This window comes from Pannonibacter phragmitetus DSM 14782 (genome assembly GCF_000382365.1).
GTDB classification, from domain to species: Bacteria; Pseudomonadota; Alphaproteobacteria; order Rhizobiales; family Stappiaceae; genus Pannonibacter; species Pannonibacter phragmitetus.
Genome location: NZ_KB908225.1, coordinates 86,048 through 106,582, shown reverse-complemented (window position 1 = coordinate 106,582; position 20,535 = coordinate 86,048). Strand labels below are relative to the sequence as shown.

16 protein-coding genes are annotated in these 20,535 nt (G+C 62.3%); 11 read left to right on the top strand and 5 right to left on the bottom strand.

What is annotated here, in order from left to right:
• Positions 1-4,314, bottom strand: coding sequence for a beta strand repeat-containing protein (locus H163_RS0115345; protein WP_019965486.1), 4,314 nt, complete (start codon positions 4,312-4,314; stop codon positions 1-3).
• 92 nt (positions 4,315-4,406) lie between these two features.
• The gene (locus H163_RS0115340) at positions 4,407-6,149 is read right to left on the bottom strand and encodes a ShlB/FhaC/HecB family hemolysin secretion/activation protein (protein WP_019965485.1); all 1,743 of its coding nucleotides are present in this window, start codon (positions 6,147-6,149) and stop codon (positions 4,407-4,409) included.
• A gap of 279 nt (positions 6,150-6,428) precedes the next feature.
• On the opposite strand from H163_RS0115340, the gene H163_RS22985 reads away from it, so the two are divergent.
• From H163_RS22985 to H163_RS0115305, 7 genes are all read left to right on the top strand, one after another.
• On the top strand, positions 6,429-7,625 hold the full coding sequence (locus H163_RS22985) for a glycosyltransferase family 4 protein (protein WP_019965484.1): 1,197 nt from the start codon (positions 6,429-6,431) through the stop codon (positions 7,623-7,625).
• Between the two features lie 153 nt (positions 7,626-7,778).
• The gene (locus tag H163_RS0115330; RefSeq protein ID WP_342210622.1) at positions 7,779-8,960 is read left to right on the top strand and encodes a glycosyltransferase; all 1,182 of its coding nucleotides are present in this window, start codon (positions 7,779-7,781) and stop codon (positions 8,958-8,960) included.
• Between the two features lie 25 nt (positions 8,961-8,985).
• Positions 8,986-10,326 carry a glycosyltransferase family protein gene (locus H163_RS22980; RefSeq protein ID WP_019965482.1) on the top strand — a complete coding sequence of 447 codons (1,341 nt, stop codon included), beginning with the start codon at positions 8,986-8,988 and terminating at the stop codon, positions 10,324-10,326.
• Positions 10,319-11,203: an ABC transporter permease gene (locus H163_RS0115320; RefSeq protein WP_019965481.1), complete on the top strand. Its 885-nt coding sequence runs from the start codon at positions 10,319-10,321 to the stop codon at positions 11,201-11,203. Before H163_RS22980 ends, H163_RS0115320 begins: the two co-directional genes overlap by 8 nt.
• The gene (locus H163_RS0115315; RefSeq protein WP_019965480.1) at positions 11,200-11,910 is read left to right on the top strand and encodes an ABC transporter ATP-binding protein; all 711 of its coding nucleotides are present in this window, start codon (positions 11,200-11,202) and stop codon (positions 11,908-11,910) included. The genes H163_RS0115320 and H163_RS0115315 overlap by 4 nt, the downstream gene beginning before the upstream one ends.
• A 59-nt stretch (positions 11,911-11,969) precedes the next feature.
• Positions 11,970-12,878: an FkbM family methyltransferase gene (locus tag H163_RS0115310; protein ID WP_019965479.1), complete on the top strand. Its 909-nt coding sequence runs from the start codon at positions 11,970-11,972 to the stop codon at positions 12,876-12,878.
• Positions 12,875-14,164 carry a sulfotransferase family 2 domain-containing protein gene (locus H163_RS0115305; protein WP_019965478.1) on the top strand — a complete coding sequence of 430 codons (1,290 nt, stop codon included), beginning with the start codon at positions 12,875-12,877 and terminating at the stop codon, positions 14,162-14,164. The genes H163_RS0115310 and H163_RS0115305 overlap by 4 nt, the downstream gene beginning before the upstream one ends.
• Here H163_RS0115305 and H163_RS24710 read toward each other — a convergent pair.
• Positions 14,143-14,400 (bottom strand): hypothetical protein, encoded by a 258-nt coding sequence (locus tag H163_RS24710; RefSeq protein ID WP_208975416.1) that lies wholly within the window; start codon positions 14,398-14,400, stop codon positions 14,143-14,145. The genes H163_RS0115305 and H163_RS24710 overlap by 22 nt on opposite strands.
• Before the next feature lie 129 nt (positions 14,401-14,529).
• Here H163_RS24710 and H163_RS0115300 point away from each other — a divergent pair, with 129 nt between their 5' ends.
• Entirely contained in the window at positions 14,530-15,444 is a 915-nt protein-coding gene (locus tag H163_RS0115300; RefSeq protein WP_208975415.1) for a hypothetical protein, read from the top strand.
• Between the two features lie 278 nt (positions 15,445-15,722).
• Positions 15,723-16,100, top strand: coding sequence for a nuclear transport factor 2 family protein (locus tag H163_RS0115295; RefSeq protein ID WP_019965476.1), 378 nt, complete (start codon positions 15,723-15,725; stop codon positions 16,098-16,100).
• Positions 16,101-16,136: 36 nt separating this feature from the next.
• On the opposite strand, the gene H163_RS0115290 is transcribed toward H163_RS0115295, so the two are convergent.
• The gene (locus H163_RS0115290; RefSeq protein WP_019965475.1) at positions 16,137-16,469 is read right to left on the bottom strand and encodes a type II toxin-antitoxin system HicB family antitoxin; all 333 of its coding nucleotides are present in this window, start codon (positions 16,467-16,469) and stop codon (positions 16,137-16,139) included.
• A gap of 423 nt (positions 16,470-16,892) precedes the next feature.
• Between H163_RS0115290 and chrA the strand changes: the two genes are divergently transcribed.
• Positions 16,893-18,113, top strand: coding sequence for a chromate efflux transporter (gene chrA / locus H163_RS0115285; protein WP_019965474.1), 1,221 nt, complete (start codon positions 16,893-16,895; stop codon positions 18,111-18,113).
• 12 nt (positions 18,114-18,125) lie between these two features.
• On the opposite strand, the gene H163_RS0115280 is transcribed toward chrA, so the two are convergent.
• Positions 18,126-19,553, bottom strand: coding sequence for an SLC13 family permease (locus H163_RS0115280; protein WP_019965473.1), 1,428 nt, complete (start codon positions 19,551-19,553; stop codon positions 18,126-18,128).
• A gap of 71 nt (positions 19,554-19,624) precedes the next feature.
• Between H163_RS0115280 and H163_RS0115275 the strand changes: the two genes are divergently transcribed.
• Positions 19,625-20,476, top strand: a complete 852-nt coding sequence (locus tag H163_RS0115275; protein WP_019965472.1) for an AraC family transcriptional regulator — start codon at positions 19,625-19,627, stop codon at positions 20,474-20,476.
• The last annotated feature ends 59 nt before the right edge of the window (positions 20,477-20,535 follow it).

Here is a 20,535-nt window from a genome sequence, read left to right as displayed (position 1 = left end):
TCACTCGCCCCTTTCATCCTCGAACAGCTCCGGGCCGGTCATGTCCTGCTGGGTGCTGCCGAGGAGGGCGAGGCTGAGGAAGCCGGTCTGATCAACCGGGGAGAAGAGCCCGCCGAAGAGGGACCAGCTGCTGACGACGCGCGAGACGGTGCCCGGCTGGCCCGCGACCGGCAGCGTTATGTCTGCCAGCGCCATGGCCGTGCTGTTGGCGAGGGTGTAGTTCATGGCATCCGCGCCGCCGAGGCTGAGGCCGCTGATCAGCACCGTCTTGCCCGTGCCCGGCTCTGCATCGGCGAAGACGCCGTTTTCCGTTGCCACGTTCAGAATGTCGCCGGTGATCATGCCGTTGAACAGCGCGCCGGAGGTGTCGAGCGTGACCGCCACCGTGCCATCGGCCGTCTTGTTGAGGGCGATGATGCCGCCGATGCTGGAGATGACGGCCCTTTCCACGGTGCCGGTCACCGTGCCGGGCGTGATGGTCAGGGTGTAGTTTCCAGCCGCCAGACCCGACAGCAGATAGCCGGAGAGGCTGATTTCCTTGCCGGTGCCCGCGGTCTTGTCCGCATAGATGCCAAGGGCGCTGGCAAGGTTCACGTCATCGCCAAGGATGGTGCCGCTCAGCTGCGCGCCGGTCAGATCCAGCGTCACCGCCGTGGTGCCGTCATAGATGCGCGTGAGACCGGAGACGCCGGTGAGGGTGAGCGTCTTCGGCGTGATGGCGGCACTCGTGGAGACGTTGAAGCTGTTCCCCAGCGCATTGGCCAGCTCGTAATTGCCAGCGTCTGCACCGGCCAGAGCCAGGCCAAAGACGGAGATATCCTTGTTCGTTCCCGCCGACGGGTCGAGGAAGGCGGCAGAGCCCGTGAGGGTGAGCGCGTCCCCGCTGACGAAGCCCGTCAGCACTGCCCCGCTCGCATCCAGCGTGGCAGCGTCGCCCCCGTCATAGACCTTGCTCTGCGCGGAAAGCCCGCTGACGGCGGTAATGACCGCCTTTTCCACATCGCCCGTGACGGTGCCGGGGGTGACGCTGACGGTGTAATTGCCCGCTTCCGCGCCGCCAAGCGTCAGGCCCGTGATGGTGATGACCTTGCCATTGCCCGCGTTCTTGTCTGCATAGGCGCCAAGGGCGGTGGCAAGGCTCACGTCATCGCCCATGATCACGCCGTTCAGCCCGGCAAAGCTCTGGTCGATCGTCACCGCCGTGGTGCCGTCATAGGTGCGGGTGAGGCCGGTGAGGCCCGTCACCGTGAGGGCTTTCTGCGAGATATCTGCGGCGGCCGTGAGCTGGAGCGTGTTGCCGATGCTGGCGTGATACTCGTAGTTGGCAGCATCGGCACCGGTGAGGGTCGAGAGCGTGACTTCGACCGTCTTGCCCGTTCCGGCAGAGGCGTCGAGGAAGGCGGCGGTGCCGTTGAACGTGAGGTCATCCCCGCTGACCATGCCGGTGAGGATCACGCCGGAGGTGTCCAGCGTTGCCGTGGTGGTTGCGTCATAGACCTTGCTGTCCACGGCAAGACCACTGACGGCCGTGATCACTGCGCGGGTGACCTCAAGATCCACCACGCCGTCCGTGAAGGTGTAATTGGAGGCAAGGCCAGTGCCATTGCCGAGGGTCAGCCCGCTGGTGCCGGCGGTGAAATACTGGTCCGCATTCCTGCTGGCGAGGGTGGCCGTGCCGCTGAGGGTTAGTGTCTCGCCATTGGCAAGGTTGCCCAGAACGATATCCGAGGCGGCGAAGCTGGTGCTGCCGTTGTAGCTGCGCGAGCCCGTCAGGCTGATGGCCCGTGGCGTCACCGTGACACCGCCCGTGCCGAAGGCGAGGTAGAAGTCGGCCATCGTCAGGCCGCCGGTCAGGCCGAGCGAAACCATGTCCGGCTCTGTCCAGGCATAGGTGCCCGCATTCGTTGTGCCGCTGATGGCGCTGCCCACATCAACGGAAACGGACGCGCCGGAGGTTACGGTGCTCAGGCTGCCCTGAAAAATGCCCGTGTCGCCATAGGCGCGGGAGAGGGTGCCGGACACCTTGAGGTAATTGTCGTAGAGCGCCTGAGTGGACAGCGCCCGCAGCTCCGGCACACCGCCTGCCTTGGGCGAGCCCCAGACGCCGGCAAAGTCCCAGCCATCCTCGATGTAGAGGAAGGGATCGAGAAGCTCGGCCGCCGTCTTGCCCCAGCTGGCGGGCATGGAGCCTGCGCCCGCCGTGTCCACGTTGTAAAAGACGTTGGACACATTGGCGATTGAGCCGGTGCCGATCAGGCCCTGATTTCCCGAAACGCTGCCTGTGGCATAGCTGTAGCTGATCGTGCCGCCGTTGCTGCCAACGAGCGCGCCGCCATCTGTTCCCGAGACGTTGCCGGAGGCATAGGAATTGATGATCACGCCATTGCTGCTGACCGACCCCACCAGCCCGCCCACCTGGAACCTGACGGTGGAGGCATTGCCGGTTGCATAGGACTGGCTGATGGTGCCGCTGTTGAGAAAGCCCACCAGCCCGCCGAAGGCCCCCAGCACTCCCCCGCCGAGAACGGCGCCGCCGCTGACGTCTCCGCTGGCGAAGGAGCGGGTGAGGGTGGTCTGGAACATGGTGCCCACCAGTCCGCCCGTCGCGCCCGTGCTGCCGGCCACCGTCGCGGAAGACCAGAGGCCGGAGAGCGTGGAATTTGCCGCCGAGCCCACGGCACTGCCAACCCCGGAACCGCCGGTGACAGAACCCGTCACGCCGAAATTGCTCAGGCTGGCGCCCGATGTCAGCCCGAACAGGCCGATGGTCTGTGTCGAGGGCCGGTTGATATAAAGGCCGGAAACCGTATGTCCCAGCCCTTCGAGAGTGCCGGAAAAAGAGCTGCCGGACGTGCCGATGGGATCAAACCCCGCGCCGCTGTTCCAGCCGGAGGTGGCTGAGGCGTCAATATCGCTGCCGAGCACATAGAGCCCGGCAAGGTTGCCGTTGATGCCCTGCAGGTCCGTGCCCGTCGTGCTGCCCTCTGCGCCGAGGCTGGTGAGGATCGTGTAGCTGTTGACCGTGCCGTCGCTGCCCAGCTTCGTTGCAAAGCTGCCGGTGGAAGCAAGGTTGACGGGGGCGCTGACGGTGTAGGCGGCCGTGTTGCCCGCCGCCACTGCGCCCTGACCATAATGCAGCGCCAGCCCCGCCGTGGACGTGCCGTTGAGCGCGGCGTTGATGGCAATGTTCCGGTCGGCCCTGAGGGTGAGGATATTGGCGGCCCAGTTGATGCCCGAGGACACGGTGATATCGCCCGCATCCGCTCCCGCAGCGGCGGTCGAGATTTCCACATTGCCGCTGGCAAGCCCTGTCTCGATGGCGGCGGCCATGCTCACGTCGATGTTGATGTCCGTGGGGTCGATCAGCCAGTCGCCGCCGTCCGTCTCGACCTTCAGCGTCTTGTCGAGCTTCACCTTCTTGGCTGATGTCTCGACGAATTTGGCCTTCAGCGCGCCGCTGGCGTTCGTCTCATCGCTGCCCAGCAGCAGGATGCGGCCATTGCGTGCGCCGATGGCCTTGGCCTCCACCGTGCCGGTGTTGTTGACGATGCCCTTTTTCGCCTCCGAGGCGCCCTTGGCGGTGAGAATGGCGCTGCCGCCATCCGCCTGGATCAGGCCGCTGTTTTCCGCCAGCGCCTCCATGGTGGAGGCTTTCACCTCCACCGAGATCAGGCCGTCGCCGTCAAAATCCAGCAGCACATCCGTTCCGGCGGCAAGGGCGGTGTCGCCGGTGATGGTGCCGCTGTTGCGCACGGTGGGGGCGATGAGGGCCACAACCGCGCCGGAAATTTCGCCTGCATTGGTGATGGAACCGCCGCTGCCGGTGAACGTGAAGTCATGGGCCAGAAATTTGCTGTCGGTTATGCCGAGCGTGGAGGCGGCGAAGGCCCCCGTCTGCACCCGCCCGCTGGTGCCGATGGCGATGCCGTTGGGGTTGATCAGGAACACCTGGCCATTGGCATTGAGATTGCCGAGGATCTGCGACGGGTCCTGCCCCGTGACGCGGTTGAGCGCCATGGACGCGGCACCCGGCTGCACGAAATTGACCGTGGCGCCGCTGCCGATGGAGAAGCTGTTCCAGTTGGTGATGAGCTGGCTGCTGGTCTGCGTCACCGTCATGGTGCTGCCCGAGGTGCCGATGCTGCCCGTGCCCGCCGCGATGGTGCCGCCGGTGGGCAGCTCCTGCGCCTGCAGCAGGGAGGGGGGCAGGATCAGCCCGGCGCCAAGCGCGCAGGTGGACAGCAGCAGGATCAGATGACGCCGGCGCGTGGAACGGGAGCCAGCCGGAGAGACGCTGTTACGGGAAAGCTGCATGGCACCAGTCCTCATGCCGGGGCTTCGGGAGGATCATGCCTCCCGCCCAGAAACTTCTTTTGCCGCACTGGCGTGCGAAGGGTTCAACCGCCTCAGAAGCGGATGGCCCCCGTCAGCCAGAACTGATTGTTCAGGGACTTTCCGTCCGTATTGCTGCCGTCCGCCGGGCTGCGGCCGGGGTTGTCCCCGATGGCATGGGCCCAGGTGGCCGAGATATTCAGGTTCTGGCGCGTCCAGCGGGCGTAAAGCCCGGCACCGCCAAGGCCGTAGCTGTTGCAGGCACAGGCATTGGCGAGCGGAATGCCGCGCTTGAAGCGGTTCACCACAACCTGTCCGGCATCGGCAAAGGCGGCCAGTTGCACGTTGCCATATCTGGTGTTCACCGGCAGGTCGTAGCGCAGTTCCACGCTGCCCAGCACGCCCATGTCGCCGCGCCCTTCACCCACCGGATAGGCGCGGATGGCATAGGGCCCGCCGAGCGCAAATTCCTCGGACGAGTCCAGATTGCCATCGGCCAGCTGGCCATAGCCGCGGGCAAAGAACGAGAAGGCCCCTTGCAGCTTCTGCACCCGCGCCGCACTGGCATTGATCTTGTTGAAGGCCCCGGCGGTGCGCAGGCCCGCCCGGTCGGCCGCCTCCGCCGAAGGCTCACCGGAAAGATCCACCGTGCCGGTGGTCCAGCTCAGGGACAGGGCCGTCAGGCCGCCGCCCAGAAATGCATCGCGCGCTTCGCCCGAGACACCAAAGGTGCCCGAGACAGACTGCTTGTCCGAAAGCCGCCCGGCGCGGCTGTCATCCACCAGCGACTTCCAGTTCACCCCGGCCGAGGTGGAGACGGAAAGCCTGCGGGTGTTGACGAGCGCATAATCCAGCGTTGCCCCGGCAAAATCCGCCTTGCCCTTCAGTCCCAGCAGGCGGCCCGTGTCATCCACGTTGCGATAGGTCAGGTGGCCATAGCTGGCGCTGAGCGTGAAGGGGGACGCCCAGAGCGGCACACTGGCCGACAGCGATCCGAAGCGCTGGCCTTCCGAGCCCGACAGCGTGACGCGGCTGAGGTCGCCGTAGCCGGTCGCATCCGTGAGCAGCGCCGTGCCGGTGCCCTGTATCCGCCCCGTGGACCAGGAGCCGAAATTGTCGGCGGACAGGCTGCCGGAGAGCAGCGGGTCCTGCGTGGTATCGATCACAAGCTGCGTGGTGCCGGGGGCCGCGCCGGGCATCAGCCGCGCCCTTGCGGTGACGCCGGGATGCGCATTCATCCGCAGCAGGGCGCTTTCCAGCTGGGCCTGCGTCAGATCATCCCCCGCCGTTTCCTGCTCCAGAATGGCGCGCAACCGCGCTTCTGACGCGCGCATGCCCTCTGCCCGTTCAAAGCTTGCCTCTTCCAGCCGGCCTTGCAGGATCTCGATGGTGATCACCCCTTCGGTGATGTCCTGCGGCGGCAGGATGGCGCGGGCGAGAAGATGTCCGCCTGCCTGCAATGCCGCCGTCGTCTGGCTGGCCAGCGCCTGAATGCCGCCGATGCCAAGCCGCTTGCCCTTGCCGGCCGCAATGATGGAAGCCTGCGATGATGCAGGCAGCAGATCCGCCCGGCCCGTAAAGCGCAGGCCGGTGACGGTGATGGTCTGGCCTTCGTCTGAAGCGGTGACCGGCCGCCCTTGCGGGCTCTGCGCCGCTTCGCCTGCATCCATGCCCGGCAGGGTCCGCTGCATGTCCAGCCGCCTCTGCTGCTCCCGCAACAGGCTGCCCGCATCCTGCGCGGCCGCAGGCATGCCCGCGCCGCCCATTGCAGCCACCAGCGCGACTGCCGCCGCCGCCGCCGCCAGAGGCCGCGCCACACCCCGCCGCCCGGCGCACCGTTCCGTCAGTGTTCCCCAATTCGTCACAAGCAGATGATCCCCGTCCCGGACCGGCCAGCCAGACTATGTCTGACGCCTGTTCACCAAACTTGCCGGAAACATCCCAGACTTGCACGTCCAAATTTTGCATGTATCGGCAAAACTGCGGTGGTTGGAGGGCTGGAGGATGGGGAATAGCGGCACTGTGCACGGCGGGCGGGCCCGTGGCACGGCCTGGAGGCGGAAATGCCTGTTGCCTGCTGCAATCCAGAGACTATCATGGGCGCGGCTGCCGCGCGGGCGCCGGTCATGAAGAGTGGCTCCAGACGTCTGGAGGAGCTTGCGGTCAAAGGTCTGGGAATGCGGCTTGCCATCGATGCCAGAAATCTGGTCCATTCCCGCTCTGGTATCTCCCGTTCAATTGAAGCCGCAGTTTGCGCCTTGTCCGGAATGGTGAGGGAGATCCATCTCTGCCTGCCGGATGTGCCTCATTCTGATTTCGAGTATCTCTCCTCACTGCCGAATGTGCAAAGCCATGTGGTCCACCGGCCCTCTGCCCTTGGCCGGATGTGGTGGGGGACGGCGGATCTGCCGGCCATGTTGCGCAGGATCCGGCCAAGTGTCTTCTGGGGGCCTGCGCACAAGCTGTCCGGCGCAGCTGCCGGCATCGCGCCGAGCGTCCTGACCGTTCACGATCTCGTCTGGAAATTTGCCCCCGCGACAATGCGCTTTCACCGCAGGACCGGCGATCAGTTCCTGACGGCACGGGCACTTCGCCATGCGGATCAGGTCATCGCCGTTTCGGACCGGACGGCGGCGGATCTGAAGGCCGTGTTTCCCGGGTTGCGCTCGAACATTACCGTCATTCCAAACATTGTCCGCCCCTTGCCTGAACCCGAGGATGTCTCGGTCTTGCGGTCTGCGGGGATCGGCGATGCCTATTGTCTTTTTGTTGGAACCATCGAGCCGCGCAAGAACCTTGCGCGCACCATCCGCGCCTATCTTGCCTTGCGTCAGGAGATCCGGCAGCAGCTGCAGTTTGTCATTGCCGGTGGTCTTGGCTGGAAGAACAGTGAGGTCCAGGAGCTGTTGAGAAACCGCGAGAGCGGCGTGGTCTTTCTTGGCGGCGTCAGCGAGCAGCGCCTTGCAACGCTCTACACGCACACGTGTCTTGCCGTCATGCCCTCTCTCTACGAGGGTTTTGGCTATCCCGCCATCGAGGCAAAACAGTTTGGCAAACTGCTGCTCACATCCCGGAACTCCCCGATGGCAGACATCGCCGGGCCCGGCACCGTGCTTGCGGACCCGCTGGACGAAGCCTCTATTACGGCCGCTTTCGAGCAGTGCCTGCAAGACAGCGGTCAGACCTGCCCGCAGCCTCTGCGCACCCACGCTGCGCAATTTCAGGCGGACGTGGTTGCGCCTGCGCTGTTGCAGGCTTTCGAAGCGGCCATTGTGACCAGACAGCATGCATGATCAGCGGGTTGACTGGAACCGGCCTGCTCTGGAGAATTGTCAAATATACCTATTTAGTTTCTGCAAGAATTTTTGAAAAATACACGTTTAAAGCGTTCTTTTCTTGGTGTTATAGATTTGATGTATAAAGTTTAATTTTGATCCCGCTTTCTGTTGTTATTCGCGCGTGCCGCAGCGATAAGTGCACGCGATCTAGGGAAATTTCCGGAATTAGAACTCTGCATGCGGGTGCTTCATTTTTTTAAGACGGCCTTTCCGGACACGATGGGAGGCATTGAGCAGGCGATCCATCACCTTGCAGCAGGCACTGTGGGGCAGGGGTGGGATGTGGATGTTCTGTCTCTGGCCTCCGGCGATGTGCCCGCCAGCATTGAACCTGCAGGTTATACCCTGCACCGGGCGCGCAGAAATCTCGAAATCGCGTCGACGGGACTGTCCTTGTCAGCCTTGGCCAGGTTTGCCGAGCTTTCCAGAAAAGCCGATGTGGTTCACTACCACTTCCCATGGCCCTTCATGGATCTGGCGCATTTTCTGGTCCGCATGCGCAAGCCCTGTGTTGTGACCTATCATTCCGACATCATAAGACAGAAGCTGCTTTTGCCGCTCTATCAGCCTCTGCAGACTGCCTTTCTTGCCTCTGTAGACAGGATTGTCGCGACGTCGCCAAACTATCTTCAGACAAGCACTGTTTTGCCCCGCTTTGCCGGAAAATGCGAGCTGGTGCCAATTGGTGTTGACCGGGAGCTGTATCCGGAGCCGGAGGCGGACAGGCTGGCCTACTGGCAGGACCGTCTGGAACCCCGGTTTTTCTTCTTTGTCGGGGTTCTGAGGTATTACAAGGGGCTGCACATCCTGGTGGAGGCCGCCCGGCGTGTGAGCTATCCAATCGTCATTGCCGGTGCCGGGCCGATCGAGGCGGAGCTGAAGCAGCAGGTGCAGCAACTCGGGCTGACCAATGTGCACTTTCTCGGGCACATCAGCGATGCCGACAAGCCGTGTCTTCTGTCGCTCGCTTATGGCGTTGTGTTTCCCTCTCATTTGCGGTCCGAGGCTTTCGGGATTTCGTTGCTGGAGGGGGCAATGTTCGGCAAGCCGATGATCTCCAGCGAGATCGGCACGGGCACGAGCTACGTGAATGCGGCTGATGAAACCGGACTGGTGGTGCCGCCCAGTGATCCGGAGGCACTGGCTGCCGCCATGGCCCGGCTGTGGGAAGATCCTTTGCTTGCCCGGCAAATGGGGGAGGCCGCGCAGAGGCGGTATGAGATGCATTTCAAATGTGAGCAGATGGTTGGATCTTACCTGAAGATCTACAACGAAATTCTGAACAGATAGACCGGGACCAAGGGGAGCGTCCGCTTTGAAGAAGCTTGCAATCGTATCAACCTACGACGATCTTTGCGGTATCGCGGGCTACACCAAGACACTTGTCCGGCAGCTTGAGCAGGATTACGAGGTCACGGTCTTCGATCTGGACCAATACTTGCTTCGTTCGACGATGCGGCCGCTCCGCAAGCTCGGTGACCAGTTGATCGCCGAGATCGTCACCAAGCTGACTGATTTCGATGCTGTGAACATTCAGCTGGAGCACGGAACGCTGGGCGCTACCCATGCGGATATCGTCCGCCGGTTTGAGATGCTGGCCTACCACAACAAGCCGTTGACCGTGACCTTCCACACTGTGCTGCCAATCGGCGGCCGTGGACTGCGCGACCTGTTGCGCGCCATGCGGCATCTGGATCGCCGCGGCTTCTTCGAGATCCTCAACGAGATGCGCGTTGGCCGTGAGCTGGGCCATCCGATCCTCAAGAGCATTGCTGCAAGACAGGAGCGGGCCAGGACATCTGCCATCTTCCACACCCGCAGAGATGCCCGCAGTCACAAGCTGGTCTACAGGCTCCGGCGCGTTCTTGATCATCCGCTGGTCTTCTATGGTGACGGCGGAAGCGCGGCCGCGCCGCAACTTGGCATGCCCTTGCCGGCAGCCGTCAGGAAGACCGCGAATCCTGTGGTTCTGGGCGTCTTTGGCTTCATCAGCCCCTATAAAGGTCTGTTGACTGCCATTCACGCTTTGCGCCGTCTGCCCGGGAACTTCCATCTGATGATCTTTGGGGGCGTGCACCCCAATGACATCCGCAAGGGCGAGGCCGTTCAGCCCTACCTCGAGCGGATGCTTGGCCTGATTACCGAAGGGGTTGACCCGAAGACCGCGGGCGAAAAGGCACCGGCGCGCGAGGACAGGGTGAACATGCATCTGGATGACCCTGATCTGCTGCGCCAGATCATGACCGGCATGCAGGATATCTCTGGCCGGGTGCATTTCATGGGCGCGGTTAAGGATGACGAGTTCGCCTCTGCCATTCAGGCCTGTGACGTCGTGGTTCTGCCCTATGAAGAGGTTGGCCAGAGCTCGTCCGGTCCCCTGGCCATCGCAAATGATGTGGGGGCCCGGATTGTCTGTGCCCGCAACAAGGCGTTCCTGCAGTATGACCGTTACAACCCCGGCCGGCTGAACTTCTTCGACATCGGCAACTACATCGAGCTTGCACAGCGGATTGTCAGCGTCGTGGAGAACCCGCCGCCACTGATGCCGCAACGCTATGCCGCAGATACCAACCGCGCAGTCTACAAGGCGAGCTTTGAGATGCCGGATGAGGAGATCGAGCTCCTTCTGCGCAACCAGGCTGGAAAACATGACTGATCACGCTGCCGTCCAGTCCCTGTCCGCTGACGCTGCGGGCCCCGATGCGGCAACTCTTCCGCAGCGGCGGTACTCCCTCTGGATCGAGCGCGGCTTGAAGGACGACATCTGGCTTGCCATCCGGCAACGCCGGATCGCCTGGATGCTTTATCTGGCGGAAATGGCCGAGTCGCGGCGGAGCACAGGGATGGGCATGCTGGGTCCGTTCATCTCGACCGCACTTCACATGGCCATTCTCGGCACGGTCATGTCGATCGTCTTTGCAGAGCCGGTACAGGATTTTATCCCGTATTTCGGCTTGTCCTTTGCCATCTGGCAAACGCTTTCCGCTGCGATTGCGCGCATGGCCAATGCCAGTGAAAGGGCCGTGCGCTACCTTGCCTTTCCCCGGTTGTCGAGCCTTATCGTCTACATGGTCGATGCCCATGACTATCTGCTGGGCCTGGGCGCGCGCGTGCTGTCGTCGGTGCTGATCATTGCCCTGATCAATCCTGCGATTCTTCTCTCGGCCAATGTGCCGGCTCTGCTGGCTGGTGTCGTGCTGGCGTCGCTCGCCGTCATCATCTGGTCGCCCATTCTGACGGTGATCTTCAACACTTTCCGCATCCTGCGCGGCTTTCTGGCCCAGATCCTGCTGCTGATCTTTCTGGTGACGCCGGTGTTCTATTCCGTGGAGCGGTTTTCGGAGCATCGCTGGGTGGCGGACATCAATCCGGTCTTTCACGTGATCGAAGCCATCCGGGCGCCGGTTCTCTATGGAACTTGGCCGCTCATGTCCCTGGCTGTCTGCGGCGGCCTTGCCGTGACCGGCCTCTTTCTGCTGCGCCTCGTGCACCGGCGTCAGCGCCTTGCCATGGTCTATGGGTGGGTGGCATGAGCCTGGAGCCTGAGAACACCCGCCCTCTGGTCGCGCGCCTCATCGAGGCAACGGTCGAGATTCCGTTGCGGGGCTTCCGCTATTCCGGGCAAACCTCGCAGGACCCCCGCATTTTCTGCGGCAGGGATGGCGGCTGGAAGCTGCGCGCCCTCGACAAGGTTTCCCTTGAGGTGCGCAGGGGCGACAGGATCGGCATATCCGGCTCGAACGGAAGCGGCAAGACAACGCTGCTGCGGGTTCTGGGCGGGCTGCTTCCCCTCGCGTCCGGCACGATCGAGCACTACGGCACGGTGCGTCCGCTGATCAGCATCGGTGCCGGGCTGGTGCCCGCATTGACTGGCCGTCAGAATGCAGAGCTGCAGTATGGCCTGCTCGGCATCGGCTCCATGCCGCTTGGAGCGTTCATGGAGAATGTGATTGAGTTCGCCGAAATCGGCAATTTCTTCGATATGCCCGTGTCGACCTATTCTCCCGGCATGACCACACGGCTCCAGTTTGCCGTGAATACCGTTGAGCCATCAGACCTGCTTTTGCTTGATGAATGGATCGGTGTGGCGGACGAGGCCTTTCATGAAAAGGCGCACGATAGACTGCAGAATTTTGTTGCTCGAAATGAAGCATTTATTTGTGCGTCTCACAATAGGGCGCTTCTTGATCAATTGACTACCCGTAGAGTGAAGATATCTCATGGTAGTCTGGAGATTTGATTTCAGGAATTACTGAATTAAGTATGTCTTCTTGGGTACGCAAAAAGAGGGGTTAATTGATGCAAGGCGCCACCTATCTGGGTAATGGCCTCATCCTCGCCCGGACCAATTGGGACGGGCATGTTGTTGTGCCGGGGTACAACGTGGATGTTGCAGTCGGCATCGTCCGCGATGGCATCCATGAGCCCTGGACGACGCGGCTGGTGCAGGAGCTGCTGCGGCCCGGCGAGACCTATGTGAATGTCGGGGCGAACTTCGGCTATTTCACCTGTCTCGGTGCCCGGATTGTGGGATCGGGCGGCAAGGTTGTGTCTGTTGAGGCCAATCCGCATGTCTTCAGCATTCTGATGAAGACCATTCTGTGGGCCGGTATCGTCGACCGTGTGACGGCCTACAACCGTGCCGCCTATCTGCATTCGGGGGCTGAGTTCGATTTCACCTTCGACTATCAGTACATTGGCGGTGGCCATATCCGGCATGATGTGGAAGCCTCTGCCGTCCAGACCGGCACGCCCTTCTGGTCCCCGGAAGCCCTGCCGCATCTGCTTGAGGCGGATGGGCGGTGGAACCCGGCACGCGGGCTGCTGAATTTCTTCAAGGTGCAGTCACTGGCGCTGGATGACATCACCGCCGGCATGACGGCTGACCTCATCCACTGCGATGTGGAACAGGCCGAGCCCTTTGTCCTCGTGGGTGCCAGAAACCTGATCAGCCGTTCGCCGCGATGCAAGATCATCTTCGAGTGGTCCGGCTATGCCTATGACCATGGCAACGAGGACTACAAGGCCGCCGTCCGGGACATGTGGGACTTGCTGGTCAAAGAGAATTTCGTGGTGCGTTATCTGAAGCCCATGTTGCATGACAACGGCGCCATCGAGGTGTCTGCGCCGCTGACCTTTGAAGAACTGCTCACATCGCCGCACGGCGACTATGTTGCGGTGCGCAAGGGGCAGGACCCCTGGGGATGAAGACCATGCAGGATGATCATCTTATATTTTTTCATATCATGAAGACAGGTGGAACGTCTTTCTACCGTTTTCTTGAGAATGGCTATGCTGAAAGCGATCAGATCCCTGTGGAGATGGTGGAAATCTACAGGGGCATCGACGATTTCTCGGCGCAATCTCCTCGAAGGACAAGGCGTCTTGAAAACGAATATTTGAAATTGCTGGCGGAGGTTGGAAAGCACCGGCTCATCTCGAAGCTGCATGCCTCGTTCAATTTCGTTGATGATTTTCTGTACTTTTACCCAGATACGAAGATCATAACAATTCTGCGCGATCCTGTGGACAGAGCGCTGTCGCATATCGAGAATTTGCGCCGCACACCTGAGGTGAATTTCAACAAGCTGGATTCGGACATGCGCTCTTTGATCGAAGAGCTCAGAACTGCTCCTCTGAAAAGGGTGCAAAATCTTGGCGCTGACCGTTTCTGCAGGAAGATCATGTCAAATTATCAGGCCCGGACTCTCGCAGGACATGTCTTTCATGACCTGGAAGATGAGGTTCTGCTCGAACTGGCTCTGAAAAGTCTGGAAAGGATCAACTTCGTTGGTCTGACGGACAGGCTGGAAAAATTTGCCGGGATCGTCTCCTTCAATCTTGGTTTTTACAACAGTTACTCCCAAGAACGTCTGAACGTGATGCCGAAAGAGAGCAAGATTGATCCAGAGGAGCGTGCACGGATCAGGGAAATCCTGACTGAAAAGAACAAGGTCGATGCAATCGTCTTCGAGGAGGCGAAGAAGCGTTTTGACCGGCATGTGCAGGATTATCACGATGCGCTGTTCCAGCTTCGCGGCGGCCAGAAGCTGCGGGTGCTGGCGCCAGGGGAAGAGGCCGCATTCGGCATGGAAAGCGCACTGGTGGGCGAGGGCTGGCTTGAGCGTGAGACCGGGCTTGGCGGCGGCTGCGCCAGATGGGGCGGGCCGGGGCCATCCTCGGTGCTTTATCCCGCCATTGCGCTTCAGGGCGAGACCTCGATTGATTTCAACATCGTGTCGGTGATCAATGATGAAATCTATGCGTCGATGCAGATCTTCATCAATGATTCCTATGTGCCGCACGAAACCTCGATCCGCGACGGTTTTCTCGTGGCCTCGGTGAAGACGCGCAGCCGGCAGGAGAACACATCCGGCACGCGCATCGAATTCCGCTTCTCCGGCGTGAAGTCGGCTTTCGAGGCGCATGGCGTGCCGGACCACCGGCGCAAGACCATTGCCCTGCAAAGCGTTCAGATGCGGCGGATATCCTGATGCGTGACCATTATCTTTTTTTCCTGCATTTGATGAAGACGGGCGGGACGTCGTTCTTTCGATTTCTTGAGAATAATTACGCCGCTGGCGAGTATATCGCGGATGACAAGATTGTCGCTGTCCGCTCGGCAGAAACTTATTTTGCAGACTTCTCTTGTGATGCCCGGCGCAGGCATGCTGAGCGGATCCAGATGTGTGCGGAACTTGCGCAGTACAAACTGATAGCAAAGTTCCATTTTTCGCATCTGGTGATCGATGATTTCCGCCAGCTCTATCCGTTTCTCAAGGTCATTTCAGTGTTCAGGGACCCGGTTGGGCGCGTTTTCTCGCAGATCGAACACTGGCGCCGCATCCCGGATGTTCACATGAAAACTGTCACGCCCGAATTGGTCAGCGTGATCAATGATGTGAAACGGGGTGACCTCGACGCGGTGCTTCACGGCGAACGTGACAGCCAGCATGCCTATTTTATGGAAAATTATCAGGCAAAGCGGCTTGCAGGCTATGTGGGCAGTGTTCCTGCTGATGACATCCTGCTGGAGACGGCACTGAAGAATCTGGAAAACATCGATCTTGTGGGCGTGACGGACCGGCTGGACATGTTTGCCGAGATCGTCTCCTTCAATCTGGGTTTCTACAACACTTACTCCGATGAAAAACTGAATGTTACACCGCAGAGCGCAAGGCTGGATCCGGCTGAGCGCGAAAGACTCAAGGATATTCTGAGCGAGAAGAACAAGGTCGATGCGATCGTCTTCGATGAAGCGAAGAAGCGTTTTGACCGGCACGTGCAGGATTATCACGATGCGCTGTTCCAGCTGCGCGGCGGGCAGAAGCTGCGGGTGCTGGCGCCAGGGGAAGAGGCCGCATTCGGCATGGAAAGCGCACTGGTGGGCGAGGGCTGGCTTGAGCGTGAGACCGGGCTTGGCGGCGGCTGCGCCAGATGGGGCGGGCCGGGGCCATCCTCGGTGCTTTATCCCGCCATTGCGCTTCAGGGCGAGACCTCGATTGATTTCAACATCGTGTCGGTGATCAATGATGAAATCTATGCGTCGATGCAGATCTTCATCAATGATTCCTATGTGCCGCACGAAACCTCGATCCGCGACGGTTTCCTCGTGGCCTCGGTGAAGACGCGCAGCCGGCAGGAGAACACATCCGGCACGCGGATCGAGTTCCGCTTCTCCGGCGTGAAGTCGGCTTTCGAGGCGCATGGCGTGCCGGACCACCGGCGCAAGACCATTGCCCTGCAAAGCCTTCAGATGCGGCGCATCGGCTGAGACCAGCACTCATAGAGATTGACCGGTTGAATACCGGTCAAGCCCATGCGGCCCCCGGTCATCCCCCCGGCGTCTGCATTGCGGATCTCAAATCTGATTATGTTCCATAAGATAGATTACGCGATAAATTGCAGTGGAGATGTTGGGCCTTCCGGTTGTGTGCCGGGAGCGCTTGCTGCCGGGACCACCGCGTCACTGTGAAACGGACGGAACGCCGTGAAACCGTCAGGCGGCTGTGGTAGAGGACCGGAGCTGGGACTCTTGCCGGAGTGCGATTGATGGGACGTCTGCCTGATCCGATCGAAACCTATATTGATGCCTATAACCGCAAGGACGTCGAGGGCATGCTGATGTGCCTCGCCGGGAACGTGGTCTTTCAGAACATCTCCGGCGGTGAAGTGACGGCGGAGGCGCTGGACAAGCAGAGCTTTGCGCAGATGGCGAGGTTCGGCGCATCCGCATTCGAGACCCGGCACCAGAAGGTCGTGAACGCGATCACCGTGGCGGGCACCACACTGGCCGAGATCGACTATACGGCGGTTGTGGCAACCGGCCTGCCGAACGGATGGAAGGCTGGCCAGAAGCTCTCATTCTCAGGCGCATCCGCCTTCCGCGTCGTAGACGGAAAGATCATCAGCATCGTCGATGAAAGCTGAGGTCTGACGCCTCTCTCGAGACCTCTGCCGGGTCTATTACCCCGCAGCCCGGTCGAGCACTTCTTCGGCCCACTGGTTCAGGCTCTTGCCGGACAGTTCGGCGGCCTGTGCGGCCTTGCGGTGAACCTCGGGGCTGATGCGGAACATGACCTGCCCCGAATAGGATTTCTGCGGCTCCTTGCCGATCCTGGCGCAGGTTTCGATGTAGTCCTCGACTGCCTCATGGAAGGCTTCGCGCAGGCCTTCCACCGTGTCAGCATGAAAACCCACCGTATCGCGGATGCCGGCAATGCGGCCCGTCAGGATGCCGTCTTCGTCGTCATACTCGATCCGGGCAGCATAGCCCTTGTAAGTCATGGTGTTGCTCATGGCCTGACCCCGATCCGGTCCAGAAAATCGCGTGCATCGCGCACCTGGTACCGCTTTGCTTCCTTCGCGGGATGCGGGCGGTAAGCATGCTTGCTGTTCGGCGAAAAAGGCTAGGAAATGCCATCAAAAATTGCAAGGGTGCTCGTGTCTGTGCCGTCAAGATCATCCGGCCATCTGCAAGCCATTGACTTGTGCAGATCCTCGGCACAAGGCCGAGGATGACGGATGCAGAGGTTGCAGGGCAGTGAACATTCTTCGGGTTTTTTGATAATTGCTTTCAATGAGCTTCACTCGCCGGGAGCGGTTTCAAGCTGGTTCACACCCGTCTCCGCAAGCCCGGCGGCGAGAGCCCCCTCGTCACGCAGCCGTCACACGGCTACGGTTACTGGGCACCTGACACTCTTGAGGAGAGACCGGCGGGCGATGAGCAGCGGAGAGGGAACGCAAGCGGCCGCAGGGCCGAAAGGGACGGCTGGAGAGGTGTTCGGGGCCTTTCTGAAGCTGGGGCTTACGTCCTTTGGCGGGCCCATTGCCCATCTTGGCTATTTCCGCGATGAGCTGGTGACGCGGCGCGGCTGGCTGACGGACCGGGCCTATGCAGACCTTGTGGCGCTGTGCCAGTTTCTGCCGGGGCCTGCCTCCAGTCAGGTGGGCTTTGCGCTGGGGATGATGCGGGCCGGCTGGCTGGGGGCGCTCGCCGCCTTCACCGCCTTCACTTTGCCCTCGGCGCTGGTGCTCTTCCTCTTTGCCATGACGGCGGCGCGCATGTCCGGCCCCTTGGGCACCGGCGCGCTGCATGGGCTGAAGATCGTTGCCGTTGCCATTGTGGCGCAGGCGGTCTGGGGCATGGCAAAAAACCTCTGCCCAGACAAGGAGCGCGCGGCTATTGCCGTTGGCGCTGTCGCCCTGCTCGCCCTTTTGCCCGGCGCTTTTGGCATGGTGGCGGCGATCCTGCTGGGCGCCAGCGCCGGTCTGGTGCTGGGCCGGGGGCAAGGAGCAGTTGCCGCCCCGCCTGCCCCCCTGCCCGTCACACGGGGCGTGGCCCTTGCCGCGCTGGCTGGCTTTGCCGCGCTGCTGGTGCTGCTGCCGCTTCTGGCGGGGCAAAGCCAGAGCCTTGCGGTGATGGACAGTTTCTACCGCGCCGGGGCGCTGGTCTTCGGCGGCGGCCATGTGGTGCTGCCGCTGCTGGAGGCGGAAGTGGTGCAGCCCGGCTGGGTGACGCCGGATGCCTTCCTCGCCGGTTATGGCGCGGTGCAGGCGATGCCGGGGCCGCTTTTCACTTTTGCCGCCTATCTTGGCGCGGTGCTGGGGCCTGCGCCCAATGGCCTTGCGGGGGCGGCGCTGGCGCTTGTCTTCGTGTTTCTGCCCGGCTTCCTGCTGCTGGTGGGCGCCCTGCCCTTCTGGGACCGGTTCCGCACCCTCGCCCCGGCGCAATCGCTGATGCAGGGGGCCAATGCCGCCGTGGTGGGCATTCTGGGCGCCGCGCTCTATACGCCCGTCTTCACCAGCGCCATCGGCGGCCTGCCGGATTTCACCCTGGCGCTGGCCTGCTTCGTGCTGCTCGTGGCCTTCAGGGCCCCGCCCTTCGCCGCCGTTGTACTGGCCGCCGCAGGCGGAGCGGTGCTGGCGGTTGTGGCGGGGTGATCTTGATCCGGGTTACACCCAGCCCAGCAGCCGCCACCACAGGTAATCGAGCGGCAGAATGAGCAGGATGGTCAGGGCGGTCAGCGGCAGGAGCAGGCGGGTGAGATGGGTCAGCCGCTCGCCCGACATCTGCATGGCGATGATCAGCGGCGCCACCTGATAGGGCATCAGCACGGTGGAAAAGCCGGGCACCTGCGTCATCAGCACCGCATCGAGGCTGAAGCCGCTGGCCGTTGCAAGGTCCTGCGCCATGGGCGTCAGCACCGCCGGCGCGCTGGGAACCGTGGCCACGAGACTGGTGCCGAAACTCATCAGCGTCAGCGACAGGAAGTTGACGAGGCCCTGTGCGCCCGTCTGTGTCCCTGTTTCCGCCGGGGCCAGAGGCAGCACCGCCTGCAGCCCCTGCCCGATGAGGGTGCCGAGGCCCGACTGGTTGACCAGCGTGCCCACGGCCAGCGCGCCCGCCACAAACAGCAGCGTGCCGAAATCGGCGGAGGTCTTGAAGGACTGCGGCGGCACGATGCCGATGCCCGGCAGCATCAGGAGGATGGCTGCCGCCAGACCGATCCAGGCTGGATTGATGCCATGCAGGCTGTCCGTCGCCCAGAAGCCAAGAGTGACCATCAGGATGATCGAGGTTTTCAGCCGCGCGGTGGCGGCATTTTCGGCCTCAGGCTTCTGCGGGGCGGCATCGGGCATCTGGCCGCGGGTACGGCTGATCCTTGCGGGGAAGAACCGCAGCACCAGAAACACGATCAGCGCCGACTTGACGATGCCCAGCACCGGATAATGCAGCAGCAGATAATCGACATAGCTGAAATGCGTGCCGTAGATGGTTTCGGCCGCGCCGGACAGCACCATGTTGGGAATGTTGGACGGCAGGATGGCAAAGCTCGGCATGTTGCAGCCGATGGTCAGCACCACGGCAATGCCGGTGCGGCCATTGGAGCCCGGTTCAAAGCCGCAGCGGGTGGCCAGCGCCATCCCCGCCGGAATGAGCGCGACGGCGCGGCCGACGGAGGACGGCATCAGGAAACCGAGGAACATGGCGATCAGCATCAACCCGCCGATGAGGCGCAGATAGCTGCCGGTCAGCATCGGCGCGAGGGCAGCGGCCAGCTTGTCGCCCAGCCCCGACAGGCTGATGGCACTGCCGATGACGAAGCCGGAAACGATCAGCCAGATGGCCGCCGAGGAAAAGCCGGAAAACACCAGCGGCGCGGGGGCAAGCTTCAGGATCAGCGCCGCAGCGAAAAAGATCAGCGCCGCCAGATAGTTGGGCACGAGGCTCGTCGCCCAGAGCCCGAGCGTGAGGACAATGATGGCCAGCGTCTGCCCCTGAACCGGGCTCAAGGGCGCGGGCGGAAACAGGGCAATCAGCAGCGAAACGGCGATGAGGCCAAAGGCGAGCGCCTTGGGCAGGGGAATGGGGCTGGTCACGGCGGAACATCCTGGTCTGGTGCGGGGAGGCCAAACTAGCTTCTGCGGCCGCAATGCGTTAGACCATCATCATGCCAATTGATGTCGCTGACACGCCAAATGCCGCCCCCTCCCCCACGGCCTTCGTGATCGACCCGGAGCGGCCGGTGCTGGCCCGCAGCGAAAGGCTGGCGCCCGGCTGGGCCGTTGCCCCGCACAGCCACCCCCGCAGCCAGCTTCTGTGGGCAGTGCGCGGCGTGCTGCGCGTGTTCAGCGCGGACGGGGTGTGGATCGTGCCGCCGTCGCACACGGTCTGGATCCCCGGCGGCGTGCCGCATCACACCGTTTCGGAAACGGAAGTGGAGATCCGCAATCTCTATGTGGACCCCAGCGCGCTTGAGGGCCGCCCTGCCCTCTCGGGCAGCGCCTGCAGCGTGCGGCTGATGACGGGGCTGATGCGCGAGATCATCCTGCGGCTGTGCAGCATGGCGGGTAACGAGGCGGGCAACGAGGCAGGTGGCCGCTCCAGTCATCACCGGTATCTTTGCGCCCTTGCGCTGGATGAGATCACGGTGCTGGCCGAAGCCCCCTTGCATCTGCCCGGCGGGCACGATCCGCGCCTGCTGCGGGTGACGCGGCATCTGGTGGCCAATCCGGGGGATGGCCGGTCCCTTGCGGAACTCGGCACCATGGCGGGGGCCAGCATCCGCACGCTGGAGCGCCTGTTCCATGGGGAGACCGGGCTCACCTTCCGGCAATGGCGCAGCCGGTTACGGCTTCTTTCGGCGCTGGAACTGCTCAACCATGGCCACAGCAGCACGGAAATCGCCCACCGGCTGGGCTATGGCAGCGCCAGCGCCTTCTCCGCCGCCTTCCGCAGCTACTTCGGCACCCCGCCCCAGAGCTTTCTGGCAAGGGGCGGGTTGCTGGTGGAGGGGGCGTAAGGGGCCGGGAAAGGTGAGAGCCGGCTCGCCTGCCCTTGCGTATGGGGGCAGGCAAGCCG